Genomic DNA, 13631 nt, shown 5'->3' with positions numbered 1-13631 from the left:
CTCTTTTTAAAAGCATTCTAAATTACCCATCTCGATAATTCTTTGTGTTTCACCTCTATTACCAAATTGGTATAAGCTTTTATTTATGTCATCCAATATTTGTCGCCATTGGGGCGATTTTTTACTTAACGCAAAGTAAAGGTGATTATATTTTATTGGCTTACTCTCGTTCTCAATATTGCTTAAGAGTTTAACCTTCTCGCTTTTTGACAAGTCAGAATAGTTCACAGTAAAGCGCAGCACTTTGGGATCACCAATTATTAAGTCGACTCGTTTGGCAACCAACAGTTTTACTAGCTGAAGATCGTCGACGGCTTCTACAATCACAAACTCACCATTATCCATCATGGCATCGAACTCTGGGGTATTTTGATAGCCTCTAACTACGCCTATCTTTTGGCCCTTTAAGGAACTTAAATTACCGTCAAATCGGTCTTTATCGCCTTTTCGTTTTAAAAAGCCTATCTCCCCACCTGGAAAAGAGTTAGATAGCGCTAGAACTTCTCGACGGGTTTTACCAGTAACATAGTCAGAGGGAGCTGAATCTTCAATATAGTATTCCGGCATGAGAATGTCAGCCTTGCCTGTTTCTGCGTCTCTAACAGCGCGCGCCCAAGGTAAGAATTCGATATAGATAGGGTAGTCCTGCTCAGCGAGGATGGCGATTGTAAATTGGAATACCCAGCCTTTGTTACAAAGTGCTTGGCCGATGTAGGGAGGCCAATCAAGGGTAACAACATGGAGCATTTTTTTGCGCCCGTTAGGATTGTAGAGGTAGCCATTTTTATAATTACTACCTTGTACAAGTTGATAAGAGGCGTTTTTAAAATAGCCGACATTGACAACATCTTGGGCTGAAGCGGCCAATGACAAGAGTATTAATAATAAGACTAAGAGTGTTCGCATATCACATAAATTTGGATATCAAATCATGAGTTAAGTTTAGAAAAATATTGATATTTTTCAAACTTTTTTAGGAACAAAAAAGCCGGCATATGCCGGCTTGATAATTAGTCTAGCTGTAACCTACTGAACAAGTTCTTGCTCTGAAAACTCATCAGCAAAAAGTGGGCTAGATAAATAACGTTCGGTCGCGCTTGGTAAAATTACAACAACATTTTTGTCTGCATTTTCTGGCTTTTCAGCGATACGTTTAGCCGCAACAACTGCTGCGCCCGATGAAATACCCACTAAGATACCTTCGTCTTTCATCAATTGGTGCGCCATTTCAATGGCTTCTTCGTTTGACACCAGCTCAGTGCCGTCAATTAATTCAAGATCTAGGTTGCCAGGAATAAAACCTGCACCGATACCTTGGATCTTATGTGGGCCTGGTTTTACTTCTTCGCCTGCTAGCGTTTGTGTAATAACTGGTGAGTCAATAGGCTCAACAGCAATCGCTTTAACATTAAGACCTTTCTCGTTTTTAAGATAGCGAGTTGTGCCCGTGATTGTGCCGCCTGTACCAACACCTGCTACGAAGTAATCAACTTTGCCATCCATCGTTTCAAAGATCTCTGGACCGGTTGTTTCAAAGTGAATTTTAGGGTTAGCTGGGTTTTCAAACTGCTGAAGAAGAATATACTTTTCAGGGTTACTAGCCTGAATTTCATTTGCTTTTTCAATCGCACCTTTCATACCTTTCGCGCCTTCTGTAAGCACTAGGTTTGCACCAAGCGCTTTAAGTAACTTACGACGCTCTAAACTCATTGTGTTAGGCATTGTCAATGTTAGCTTATAGCCACGAGACGCTGCTACAAAAGCAAGGGCGATACCAGTATTACCTGATGTAGGCTCGATCAGCTCTTTATCTTTTGTTAATAATCCAGATTTTTCGGCTTCCCAGATCATTGAAGCACCAATACGACATTTTACGCTGAAGCTTGGGTTACGCGCTTCAATTTTAGCGTATACGTTACCGCCAGTTACGCGGTTTAATTTTACAATCGGAGTTTGACCAATAGTTAGGCTGTTATCAGCGAAAATCTTAGACATTGTGTTCCCTTAGGTGCTATAGGTTTTACTTAACATCACACTTTACTTGGCTTTGTATAAAACTGAAGTAAAGAATGGCTATAAGTTATATCAAATTTGCTTATAGCCAAAATGAATATAAATGGCTTCTCTTATTTCATTACATCAACCAAGCGTAGCTGAATTTAGCAAAAAATGTTTTTTCATCTTTCGTTATTTTTGATAAGTCATCATCTTGATAACCATTGTCAGCGTAGCCCGCAAAAAACACAGTTTGTGGGTTGAGTTTGTACGAATATAGTAGCTGTGTACTGAGGCTTTTGTAGTGCTCATCTACATCATCGATGTAATTTTCACTGTTTCTATCGATGTTTGTATGAATGACAGCGATGCGTAAGTAGCTGTTTATATTAAACTGATAAGTTAAGCGTACATCTGTCAGGTTTGCGGTATATACTTGCGCACCATCGGCCTCTAGGGTTTCGTAGCTATGTCGAAAGTTAACTTCGAAGTGTTTACCCAAGTTCAGATTGATAACAGGACGGGCAAAATGCATTTGACCAACTCGGTTATTTGCTAAATCTACTTTATTACCAGTCCTTAAATTTAAGCCGGCAAACAAACCTGATATCGGCTTAAATTCCATGTAAGTCCATATCATATTCTCAGAAAATAAGTCGCTGTTGTTATCAATTGATAGGCTGGCTTTGTTGTGTCTCAAGCCTCTGCGATTGCGATGCTCTACGCCAAAGTCAATAAAGCTTTGTAAAGGACCATCTATGGCAAGGTTAGTCTGTATCTCTTTTTCTAGTAGTGCGCCGTCGTCGTTGTGTGTGATATCCCAATCGGTATACCATCGCGCACGGTTCCACCAGGTGTCTTGCTCGCCGTACCAACGATATTCAAAACCAGCTAAAAACTTGTTGAAATCCACTTGAGACATAAAGCCCATATCTGCTCTGAGCCCTTCATCATAGTTTTGATAACTGGTAAATGTCCGCCAATGTTTGGTGTTATGTTCATAATGAACAAAGTAACCAAGTCCATCTAAATCATCTTGATTTAAGGTGCGCAACACTCCTTCATTAAAATCGCAGTCTTCATCTTGTGGGCATTCAGTGCTAGGAAGCTGTGCACAGTCACCGTCGTCACCGTCACATAACTCATTTGCAAATGCTTGACTATATTGGGTATTTGAACGCAGCAGTTGTAACTTAAAAGTGTCACTTGTTGTTGGTTTATACTTTGTGTCAAAGCTAATTAGTTGGTTTTGATAGTCTTTTGAATCTCTAAGGGTTGCACTAGAACCTATCGATAAGCCATTGTCTACGTCATAACGATAACGAAGTGCTGCGTTGTTACTTTTTTGTTCTAATGACACAACACTGGAGCCTAAGTTGCCTGGCACCAATACATTTAAGTGCTCATCATTGGTCGCAAAAACGCCATATGTGTGGCCCTGCTTGTTGCCCGATAGTTTGATACCGTAATCAGGTGCGGCGATGTTTCTAGTATGGATCAAGTTGAGATGGGTAGAGAAATAGTCTGCATTATCGAGGAAAAATGCACGTTTTTCAGGGAAGAACAAACTAAAACTATTATTAACACTGAGCTGTCCAGTGTCAGCTTCAACTTGTGAGAAGTCAGGGTTGAGTGTGGCATTAATTGTGGTGTCGGGTGTTATGGCCCATTTTACATCTAATCCTGGCTCTGTCTTATCATCATCTTGCCAAGCGGGAACCTCACTGCCATCAATGTCTCGGGTTTGAGATTTGCTTAGTACTAATGAAGGGATAATGGCGATGTTGTTACCCTGTTTTGCATTTTTAAACCCTGAATACTGCGGCATTTGACATATCCAGCAATTATTCGCATGGGAAATCTGCATATTTGACAATCTTAAGCGTTGATCTCTTGGCAGAAACCGAACAAATTCCATGGCCATATTTTTAACTTGGGTACTGTCATCAAAGTTTAGTACTCGCAGTGGAATTTCGATTTCAACGGTATAGCCTTGGTCATCTATTATACCGGCGCTGTCCCAAATGCCATTCCATGAGCTATCTTCACTTTTGGTCAACTCGTTTTCAATGGAGTCTAGTTGTACGCCTAACGGGTTGATAAAAAACTGGTAAGCACTGCGCCCGCTGTTGAATGAGTCTATTTTTAAACCAACAAGGTCATCATTCCATACACGGTCTCTGTCTTTATAAAATGCCCTTATCAGCTCAGGATTTGGGTCTTGCGCTTTATAGGCTACGAATAATGATTCACCATTTTCGTATACGTATGCAATTGTTGACACCGGACTTGGCATATTTTCTTGTGGCCAAGTAACATTATTAATATGGATTTGTTTTGCTTGTTGCCAAACTGGCTCATTGAGCTTGCCATCAATTGTTGCGGTCGCACTTATAAAAGGCAGAGACTCAACCTGCTCGTTAGCATAGGTCGTTGCAGACATTATCGAGGCAAAAGCGAAAAGAACTTTACGTATCATACAGCTAAAATTATCTAAATTATGTAAATGGTATTAAATAGCATGATGATGGTGTAAACAAATTTTTCGCGTTGGATCACAGTTAAATAGGGTGAATAAAAAATGCAGTGGTGATATCAAATATCAACCGGCAGATTAAATAATGCCCACAAGTGCATAATGTGCTTTACATCAGTTTACAGGCAAATTAATACAGTTGTGGCAATCACTTTATAAAACATGATACAACAACGCATCGTTTTAGTTAGAGAAGTATTATGTCGTTAATTCTTAAACTTATTGCCGGTATTGTAGGCGGTATTTTGGTAGGTTTTTACATGCCAATGGGGTTAATTGAATTGTTATACACAGCGAAAGTGATTGTGGGACAATTGATCAGTTTTACGATACCCCTCATCATTTTGTTTTTTATCGCGTCAGGTATTGCAGGTTTACCTCAAGGATCAGGCCATTTATTAGGTAAAACCGTTGGCTTTGCTTATGGCTCAACTATTATTGCTGGTACTTTGGCGGTATTACTTGTTAACGCATTTATTCCGTTTTTTGACGGCTCAATTGGCTACGAAGCGGCTTCGAGCGTTGAAGTAAAGAGCTACATTGATTTAGAGATCCCGCCTTTGATGGGCGTGATGACCGCATTAGCAACTGCGTTTATTTTTGGTATTGGTATTAGTCAACTCAACTTATCAAAACTTAAAGATGTGGTTGACCAAGGTCGAGATGTAATTGACGCACTCCTGGCTAAGGTTATTATTCCTGCTTTGCCAATCTATATAGCAGGCGTGTTCGCAGAAATGGCGGTTGCTGGAACGGTTGCTGATACGCTCAGTACTTTTGGCATTGTGCTGGTCGCTGCAATTTTAATGCACTGGTTATGGCTCAGTGTTTTGTACATAGGAAGTGGTATTTTACTCAAGCGCAGTCCTTTAGAGTTGATAAAAAACATGCTCCCCGCATATTTTACAGCTATCGGAACGATGTCCAGTGCTGCTACTATTCCAGTATCATTGCGAGCAAGCAAAAAAAATGGTGTTAAAGAAGAAGTTGCAAATTTTTCAGTTCCTTTATGCGCGACTATTCATTTGTCAGGTTCAACGATAACAATAGTGACCTGTGCGATGGCCGTGATGTTACTATCTCCCACAATGGCTGTGCCTTCTCTTGTTGAAATGCTACCGTTTTTGTTTATGTTAGGTATCGTGATGATTGCAGCCCCAGGTGCACCTGGCGGCGCTGTAATGTCAGCTTTGGGTTTACTTACGTCAATGTTAGGTTTTAACGAAGCCGCTGTTGCGCTGATGATTGCGCTGTACCTCGCTCAGGATAGCTTTGGAACAGCCTGTAATGTTACAGGTGATGGTGTTATTGCATTATGGGTTAATCGTTTTTCTCAACGAGCATAGTCTAAGATATTGCACTAGACTTAAGGCAAAGGATTGTGTCACGAAAGTGTAATTTTTTTGTTATTTGCTGCGCGTTCTTAACGTGAATATTTAAAAATTTATATATTGGTATGGTATCTTGAGGCGTTGTAAAAATATGAAACATGACGACCAAGGTAACAGTAAGAGGGTGAACTATTGATTAACGTACTTTTAGTTGATGATCATGAGCTTGTACGAACAGGTATCAAACGTATATTAGATGATGTTCGTGGTTTTAAGGTGATCGGAGAAGCTAAAACTGGTGAAGAAGCGGTTACGTTTTGTCGTCAAAATGAACCAGATATTGTGTTAATGGATATGAATATGCCGGGAATTGGCGGCTTAGAAGCAACGAAGAAAATCTGCCGTTATTGTCCAGATGTGAAGGTGATTGTTTTAACGGTTCATTGCGAAGACCCATTTCCAAGTAAAGTGATGCAAATTGGCGCACATGGTTATTTGACCAAAGGTGCGGGTCCTGATGAAATGATTAATGCAATCAGATCCGTGAATGCGGGGCAACGTTACATTGCACCGGAGATAGCACAGCAAATTGCCTTGAACCAGTTTAATGGTCGCAATGATGAAAATCCGTTTCAGTCATTATCTGAACGAGAATTGCAAATCATGTTGATGATCACCAAAGGCGAAAAGGCACAAGATATTGCTGAACGTTTGAATTTGAGTTCAAAAACCGTAAATAGTTATCGCTATCGAATGTTTGAAAAATTAAATGTTGGTGGAGATGTGGAGTTAACACATCTGGCGATTCGTCATAAAATGATAGATATTGATACCACACGTTAATCTATCAACTGAATGGCTGTATTTGATCATACCTCATTTTTAAAAACCTTAAGTACTGAACCTGGTGTTTATCGTATGTACGACGATGAACAGCAGGTTATTTACGTAGGTAAAGCTAAAAACCTTAAAAAACGGGTTTCTAGCTATTTCCGCTCTAATATTCCAGACAGCAAAACCCGAGTTTTAGTTAGCAACATTTGCCATATTGAAGTTACGTTAACTAATACTGAAACAGAAGCCTTGTTGCTTGAGAATAATCTAATCAAGAAGTATCAACCTAGGTACAATATTCTTCTGCGAGATGATAAATCTTATCCATATATTTTCTTAAGTGGTCATAAACACCCTAGATTGGCGTTTCATCGTGGGGCGAGAAAATACAAAGGTGAATATTTTGGGCCTTTTCCTAGTAGTGCTGCAGTGTCTGAAAGTTTGCGCTTGATGCAAAAAATTTTCCCGGTACGTCAATGCGAAGATGCTTACTACCGCGCCCGAAGTCGTCCTTGTTTACAGCACCAATTAAAAAGGTGCTCTGCACCGTGTGTTGGAAAAGTATCTGATGAGGAGTATCAAGAGCAAGTTGAGATGGTGCGTCAGTTTTTGAACGGTAAATCTCAACAAGTTATCGCTATGCTAGTGACTCGTATGGAAAATGCCAGCATGTCACTGAACTTTGAGGCGGCTGCTAAATATCGAGACCAAATTGCGCTACTTAGGCAAATGCAAGAACAACAGTCGGTAGCTGGGAACTTTGCAGAAATGGATGTGATCGGTTTTATGCAACAGAATGGGTTATGTGCTGTGCATATGTTGATGATCAGGGAGCACAAAGTGCTTGGCACGAAAACTTACTTCCCTAAAGTGCCTAAGGATTCTTTGCCAGACGAAATATTAACATCGTTTATTGGTCAGTACTATCTTAGTGGTGGCACTAATAGCCGTATTGCAAAAGAGGTGGTGTTGCCCTTTGCTTTGGTTGAGCAAGAAGAGCTTGCCCATGCGTTAAGCGAAGTCGCACAAAGGAAAGTGCAGTTAAGAGCCCAAGTTCGCACAGAACGGGCTCAATATTTGGCACTTGCAAATAAAAATGCTGCAAATAGCATTGCTGTAAAACAAAGCGCCCAAGATTCAATAAACAAAAGATATGCGTTATTAAAAGAGGCCTTACAATTAAGCGATATTCAACGGATGGAGTGCTTTGATATTAGCCATACGATGGGTGAGAACACAGTGGCATCTTGTGTGGTATTTGATGCACAAGGACCCAATAACAAAGAGTATCGCCGTTATAACGTAACGGGCATTACCCCTGGTGATGACTATGCCGCGATGGATTTTGCACTGAATAAGCGTTACGGCAAATTGCAAGATGAAGCAAAAGTGCCAGACGTTATTTTTATTGATGGTGGTAAAGGTCAATTAGGTCGGGCTGAAGCTTTTTTTGCTGATTGGCCTCTAGATAAGTTACCATTGCTTGTGGGCGTTGCGAAAGGCACGAGTCGAAAACCAGGATTAGAAACGCTGCTTATAGATGGCGGAAGAAGGACGGTTAATCTAGATAGTGATTCACCAGCTTTACATCTTATCCAACATATTCGCGATGAGTCACACCGCTTTGCGATTGCAGGGCATAGAAACAAAAGACAAAAACAACGCAACCAATCTGTTTTAGAAGAGATAGAAGGGGTTGGGCATAAGCGTCGTCAGGCACTGTTGAAGTATTTGGGCGGAATGCAGGGGGTAAAATCTGCTAATATCCATCAACTAAAGCAAGTTCCAGGGATCAGTCCTAAAACGGCTGAAAAGATATTTAACCATTTGCATGACAAAGCTTAAGCATTCATGCGAACATAAAGAAAAAGACCTCATTAAGTAGTTATGTGGAATATTCCAAACGCGCTTACAACATTTAGGTTGTTACTCATTCCTGTATTCGCAGTGTTATTTTATTTGCCTTATTCGTGGGCGTTTTTTGCCGCTGCCTTTATATTTTGGTTGGCTTCTGTGACAGATATCCTCGATGGCTATCTCGCTCGCAAGCTTGAACAATCAACTCCTTTTGGTGCATTTTTAGACCCTGTAGCTGACAAAGTTATGGTGAGTGTGGCGTTAGTGATGCTAGCAACTTACTACCAGAACTATTTTGTAACAGCCGCTGCAATTATCATTATTAGTCGCGAAATTGTGATCTCGGCATTACGTGAGTGGATGGCGGAACTCGGTAAGCGAGATGATGTGGCTGTTTCTTCTCTGGGTAAATTCAAAACCGCAGCGCAAATGTTAGCCATCATAGGTTTGATTTGGCAATATGCACCGTGGATGATTAATATCAGTTATGCATTATTAGCGATTGCAACGCTACTTACAGTGACCTCAATGCTTGCTTATTTCTATGCGGCAAAATCGCAATTGACTAAATCTTAACTGAAAGTGTTTATAATCACGGCAGTTTAGATAATTTTTGAACAAACGATTCAAAACATTCATTTTTTATGTTGACGCGTTTTATAACTTCTGTAGAATGCGTCCGTGTTGAGAGGGCAGTGCGCCTTTAAAGTTAAAGATTGCGAGTATAACTCAGCTAGAATTAGAAAGGCGCGACCTAGTGCTTTTATGGTTTTAACTAAGTTAGAATGTATAAGTGATGCGAGTATAGCTCAGCTGGTAGAGCGCGACCTTGCCAAGGTCGAGGTCACGAGTTCGAACCTCGTTACTCGCTCCAATCTTTAAACAAGTCGGCGGAATGGCAGAGTGGCTATGCAGCGGATTGCAAATCCGTCTACCTCGGTTCGACTCCGGGTTCCGCCTCCATATCTCAACAATCCACATGCGAAAGCAACCCGATGCCCGGGTGGTGGAATTGGTAGACACAAGGGATTTAAAATCCCTCGCTGGTAACAGCGTGCCGGTTCAAGTCCGGCCCCGGGCACCATTTAGATTAGAGATGTTTCTCGTTCTTCGTATGAAGAATATTATGCGAGTAAAGCTCAGCTGAAATTAGAAAAACGCGACCAAGTGTTTAGTGATTTCATCTAGGCGGAAACGCATTAGTGAAGCGAGTATAGCTCAGCTGGTAGAGCGCGACCTTGCCAAGGTCGAGGTCACGAGTTCGAACCTCGTTACTCGCTCCAATCTAACGCTTTTGTAGACCCGATGCCCGGGTGGTGGAATTGGTAGACACAAGGGATTTAAAATCCCTCGCTGGTAACAGCGTGCCGGTTCAAGTCCGGCCCCGGGCACCATTTGATTGCGAGTATAGCTTAGCTGGAATTAGAAAGACGCGACTTCGTCTTAGTTAGTTTCAACTAAATAAAACGCATTAGTGATGCGAGTATAGCTCAGCTGGTAGAGCGCGACCTTGCCAAGGTCGAGGTCACGAGTTCGAACCTCGTTACTCGCTCCAATCAAATATCTGGTCACCTTGTTTTTTAAAGTTTGTGAGTGAAACTCAGCTGAAATTACACAGATGCAATCAAGTGTCTAGATAATTTCAACTTAGATAAACCGCATTAGTGATGCGAGTATAGCTCAGCTGGTAGAGCGCGACCTTGCCAAGGTCGAGGTCACGAGTTCGAACCTCGTTACTCGCTCCAAACTTTAGATAATAAGGCGGAATGGCAGAGTGGCCATGCAGCGGATTGCAAATCCGTCTACCTCGGTTCGACTCCGGGTTCCGCCTCCATTTATCAAACTTTCCACATGCGCAAGCAACCCGAAGCCCGGGTGGTGGAATTGGTAGACACAAGGGATTTAAAATCCCTCGCTGGTAACAGCGTGCCGGTTCAAGTCCGGCCCCGGGCACCATTTTTATCTTTCCTATTCGTTATTAAAAAATCAAACCGCGTAAGCAAAACTAATATGAATATTTTCTTTTTTATGCCCTAAAACGTCCAAACAATATGCAGTTGGGTCGCTGACTCATTATGAGATGTGCCCATTTTATTTCGCCACACTTGCCATTCGACACCAAGCAAAAGGGTATTGCTAGTAGTTGCGATAGCATGTCCTAGATCCCATTGAAAAGCCATTTGTGCCAATATCCAATCATTTATATAAACGCCAATTTCATTGCGCCTAGAGCCGATATACTCGGCGTGACCTGTGAAGTAAAACTTCTGAGCGCCGAGTGAGTAGGGGTAACCCCAAGCGAGATCAAGCATAAACGTATTGTTAGTTTGTGGCGCGCCGCCTTGTCTTATGCCAGCACTATCATCAAAATAGGCGGTTGCTGTCGTGGTTAAAAAGTCAAACCCTGGAATATCCCAACTGAGCTTAATCCCAGGCAGGTACTTGAGCACTTTGGCATCGCCGGCGGCGTTATAGCCAATGACAAAACCAATGTCTTTCAATCGCCAAAAATTATATTGCCAATCAAACAGTGCTTTGCCACTGAACGTTGCATAACCCTCTGAGTAAAAGTCCTTATCATTGAAGCCATCAACAACATCGTCATCTAAATAATCAACGAAAAAGAACACGCTACCGTAGTTATTGGTTGATGCATGTTGTAGTGAGATTACATCAGTCATGGCTTTTTGTTTGGTAAAGGGATGGTCAAATACGCCGCGATTGATATGCAGCTGTGTTTTACTCCAGTTCGCAGCGTGTGTTGTTAATGACAGAGTTGTGAGTATCACAGTGATAAGCACAGTAAATATTTTACACTTCATTGACATTGTCCTTAAGCGCAGGGTGGTATGAATTATAGTCAATGGTCAATACGTGTGGCGTGTTGCTGACAAATTTTCCCGACATGAGTGAGCACAGTAGCGATATAAGGGAAATACAATATACCGAGCTTAACGGAGTGAAAGGGCAGCAAGGCTGCCCAAAGAATGAATTAGTGTAACCTATTCATTAAATACACGTATTCTAGACTATTGACCATAGCATACTGTTCTTTGTTAGCCGCACCAGCATGGCCGCCTTCCATATTCTCAAAGTAAAGTACATCAAAGCCCATGTCCTTCATTTTTGCCACCATTTTACGAGCGTGGCCCGGATGAACACGGTCATCACGCGTCGATGTTGTAAAAAACACTTGCGGGTATTGCTTGTCTTTACTTAGGTTGTGATATGGAGAATACGTTTTAATATATTGCCATTCATCTGCGTTGTCAGGGTTACCATATTCACCCATCCAGCTAGCACCAGCCAACAGTTTATTAAAGCGCTGCATATCCAAAAGAGGTACTTGGCAAATTACCGCGTTGTAAAGATCTGGTCTGCGTGTAAATGCCGCACTGACTAATAAACCACCGTTGCTACCCCCTTTAATGCCGAGGTGTTTAGGCTCAGTGACTTTATCTGTAATAAGTCGCTCTGCAACAGCCTCAAAATCTTCAAAGGCTTTATGACGGTTCTTTTTTAGTGCAGCTTGGTGCCAGCGAGGACCGTATTCGCCACCTCCTCGGATATTTGCAAGTACATACACGCCACCTTTTGCTAACCAGTTTTTGCCTATACCTGCAGAATAAAATGGTTGCATAGATAATTCAAAACCGCCATAGGCATAAAGTAAAGTAGGGTTTTTGCCGTTTAGTTTTAGATCTTTTTTGTGAACGATAAAGTATGGAATTTGAGTCCCATCTTTTGATGTTGTAAATTTTTGCTTAGCTACATATTTGTTAGCATCAAAGTGTGATTTGTTACCTTTTAGCTTGGTGAACTCTAAAGATGCGCCGTTCACTAGGTACAAGCTTGAAGGCGATAAAAAGTCACTATAGTTCACAAAAAAATCATCGCGTTCAGGGCTGGTGTTAAGTACAGCTATCGAACCAGTTTCTGGGAATTTCACTTGGTCAACTTGCCATTGACCATTGGCTTTGGGTAAGTAACGATAAACTTTGTTTTTTACATCGTCCAATACGGTGACCAAAATGGCTGACTTAGTAAAGCTTAACTCTTCTATGGAGCGAGTGTCAGAGGGTTTAACGAAGCTGGTAAATGAGATATTTTTCTTACCAACATCATTAATATCAGCGTAAATGACTTCTGCTTGTGCAAATTCTTGCCAGGTGGATTTGAGTTGAACGAAAAATTTACCGTTGTTTATGCCAATGATATTGGCATCATTAGGTAAGTCGAATTTGATTTTTTTACCGTCTTGAAGCAAGTAGAGGTCCATTGTGTGCATGCTAGTTAAATCGTAAATAAGCTGATATTTGGAGCCATTGTCGTAAGTAACGTAAGCGCCTGCTAGTACCGAGCTTTTATCTGAGGTGTATACTGTTTTAGCTGTTTCTAACGGTTGTTCGCGCTGCCAAATTTTGACAATACTTGGGTAGCCTGAGTTAGTAAGCGAGTTTTCACCAAAGTCAGTGGCAACAAAAATACTGTTCTCATCACGCCAAGATACTCGTGTTTTGGCTTCATGAAGATAAAAGCCGTTTTTAACAAACGATTTGGTCTTCATGTTAAACTCGCGCACTACGGTAGCGTCGGCTCCGCCGCGGGACAAGGAAATTAAACAGAGTTCGTATTTAGGGTAGTGACATTGTATGTCTTTATAAACCCAGTTTTCGTTTTCCAATTTTGCGAGTGCGTCTAGATCGAGCACGGTCTCCCATTTTGGCTGTGCTTTTTGGTATTCTTCTAGGGTTGTTCGCCTATAAATACCCTTTACGTTGTGTTCGTCTTGCCAAAAGTTGTAGTAGTAACCTGCACGCTCGTTTACGTAAGGAATACGAGACTTATCATTCAAAATAGCGAGATTGTTTTGGTAAACTTCTTGGTATACCTCTTGACCTTTTAAGTAATTCAGAGAAATATCATTTTGTTCTTTCACCCACTTTAACGCTTTTTCCCCCTCAACGTCTTCGAGCCACATATAGGGGTCTTTGTCTGAGGCAAGTATTCCTGATGATATTACAGACAGAGATAGGAGAGCAGCGATACTGATTATTTTTGTTTTCAAAACTTAGTCC

At 41.3% G+C, this 13631-nt stretch carries 9 protein-coding genes and 9 tRNA genes; 13 read left to right on the top strand and 5 right to left on the bottom strand.

Features of this window, described 5'->3' with window-relative positions; translation table 11 throughout:
* Window positions 1-6 precede the first annotated feature (6 nt).
* From GDK41_RS10565 to GDK41_RS10555, 3 genes are all read right to left on the bottom strand, one after another.
* Window positions 7-906 (bottom strand): substrate-binding periplasmic protein, encoded by a 900-nt coding sequence (locus GDK41_RS10565; protein WP_152086378.1) that lies wholly within the window; start codon window positions 904-906, stop codon window positions 7-9.
* Between the two features lie 120 nt (window positions 907-1026).
* Window positions 1027-1995, bottom strand: coding sequence for a cysteine synthase A (gene cysK, locus GDK41_RS10560; RefSeq protein WP_152086377.1), 969 nt, complete (start codon window positions 1993-1995; stop codon window positions 1027-1029).
* 139 nt (window positions 1996-2134) lie between these two features.
* A complete protein-coding gene (locus tag GDK41_RS10555; RefSeq protein ID WP_152086376.1) occupies window positions 2135-4474 on the bottom strand; it encodes a carbohydrate binding family 9 domain-containing protein in 2340 nt (779 codons plus the stop codon).
* A gap of 257 nt (window positions 4475-4731) precedes the next feature.
* On the opposite strand from GDK41_RS10555, the gene GDK41_RS10550 reads away from it, so the two are divergent.
* The 13 genes from GDK41_RS10550 (at window position 4732) to GDK41_RS10490 (ending at window position 10509) form a co-directional block, all read left to right on the top strand.
* Window positions 4732-5877, top strand: coding sequence for a dicarboxylate/amino acid:cation symporter (locus GDK41_RS10550; protein ID WP_152086375.1), 1146 nt, complete (start codon window positions 4732-4734; stop codon window positions 5875-5877).
* 177 nt (window positions 5878-6054) lie between these two features.
* Complete coding sequence (gene uvrY, locus GDK41_RS10545; protein ID WP_152086374.1) at window positions 6055-6705, top strand: UvrY/SirA/GacA family response regulator transcription factor; 651 nt, start codon at window positions 6055-6057, stop codon at window positions 6703-6705.
* 12 nt (window positions 6706-6717) lie between these two features.
* Window positions 6718-8541 carry an excinuclease ABC subunit UvrC gene (gene uvrC, locus GDK41_RS10540; protein ID WP_152086373.1) on the top strand — a complete coding sequence of 608 codons (1824 nt, stop codon included), beginning with the start codon at window positions 6718-6720 and terminating at the stop codon, window positions 8539-8541.
* A gap of 42 nt (window positions 8542-8583) precedes the next feature.
* A complete protein-coding gene (gene pgsA / locus GDK41_RS10535) occupies window positions 8584-9129 on the top strand; it encodes a CDP-diacylglycerol--glycerol-3-phosphate 3-phosphatidyltransferase (protein ID WP_152086372.1) in 546 nt (181 codons plus the stop codon).
* A 222-nt stretch (window positions 9130-9351) separates the two neighbouring features.
* Window positions 9352-9427: transfer RNA gene (locus tag GDK41_RS10530), tRNA-Gly, on the top strand.
* A 15-nt stretch (window positions 9428-9442) separates the two neighbouring features.
* A tRNA-Cys gene (locus tag GDK41_RS10525) sits at window positions 9443-9516 on the top strand.
* Window positions 9517-9550: 34 nt separating this feature from the next.
* Window positions 9551-9637 (top strand) — tRNA-Leu (locus tag GDK41_RS10520).
* A 123-nt stretch (window positions 9638-9760) separates the two neighbouring features.
* Window positions 9761-9836 (top strand) — tRNA-Gly (locus GDK41_RS10515).
* 24 nt (window positions 9837-9860) lie between these two features.
* Window positions 9861-9947, top strand: a tRNA-Leu gene (locus tag GDK41_RS10510).
* An 85-nt stretch (window positions 9948-10032) separates the two neighbouring features.
* Window positions 10033-10108, top strand: a tRNA-Gly gene (locus GDK41_RS10505).
* Window positions 10109-10222: 114 nt separating this feature from the next.
* Window positions 10223-10298, top strand: a tRNA-Gly gene (locus tag GDK41_RS10500).
* A gap of 15 nt (window positions 10299-10313) precedes the next feature.
* A tRNA-Cys gene (locus GDK41_RS10495) sits at window positions 10314-10387 on the top strand.
* Window positions 10388-10422: 35 nt separating this feature from the next.
* A tRNA-Leu gene (locus GDK41_RS10490) sits at window positions 10423-10509 on the top strand.
* Window positions 10510-10586: 77 nt separating this feature from the next.
* Here GDK41_RS10490 and GDK41_RS10485 read toward each other — a convergent pair.
* Window positions 10587-11375, bottom strand: a complete 789-nt coding sequence (locus tag GDK41_RS10485; protein ID WP_152086371.1) for a nucleoside-binding protein — start codon at window positions 11373-11375, stop codon at window positions 10587-10589.
* A gap of 170 nt (window positions 11376-11545) precedes the next feature.
* A complete protein-coding gene (locus tag GDK41_RS10480; protein ID WP_152086370.1) occupies window positions 11546-13621 on the bottom strand; it encodes a prolyl oligopeptidase family serine peptidase in 2076 nt (691 codons plus the stop codon).
* Window positions 13622-13631: the final 10 nt, after the last annotated feature.

This window comes from Pseudoalteromonas sp. A25 (assembly GCF_009176705.1).
Taxonomy (GTDB): domain Bacteria; phylum Pseudomonadota; class Gammaproteobacteria; order Enterobacterales; family Alteromonadaceae; genus Pseudoalteromonas.
The sequence above is the reverse complement of the archived record's forward strand: the minus strand, read 5'-3'. Positions and strand labels throughout refer to the sequence as shown.

What these genes read in the sequence shown, in the direction of transcription:
- pgsA (WP_152086372.1), top strand. Translation starts at nt 8,584, where the DNA reads ATGTGGAATATTCCAAACGCGCTTACAACATTTAGGTTGTTACTCATT.
- GDK41_RS10485 (WP_152086371.1), bottom strand. Translation starts at nt 11,375, where the DNA reads ATGAAGTGTAAAATATTTACTGTGCTTATCACTGTGATACTCACAACT.
- GDK41_RS10555 (WP_152086376.1), bottom strand. Translation starts at nt 4,474, where the DNA reads ATGATACGTAAAGTTCTTTTCGCTTTTGCCTCGATAATGTCTGCAACG.
- uvrC (WP_152086373.1), top strand. Translation starts at nt 6,718, where the DNA reads ATGGCTGTATTTGATCATACCTCATTTTTAAAAACCTTAAGTACTGAA.
- GDK41_RS10550 (WP_152086375.1), top strand. Translation starts at nt 4,732, where the DNA reads ATGTCGTTAATTCTTAAACTTATTGCCGGTATTGTAGGCGGTATTTTG.
- GDK41_RS10565 (WP_152086378.1), bottom strand. Translation starts at nt 906, where the DNA reads ATGCGAACACTCTTAGTCTTATTATTAATACTCTTGTCATTGGCCGCT.
- cysK (WP_152086377.1), bottom strand. Translation starts at nt 1,995, where the DNA reads ATGTCTAAGATTTTCGCTGATAACAGCCTAACTATTGGTCAAACTCCG.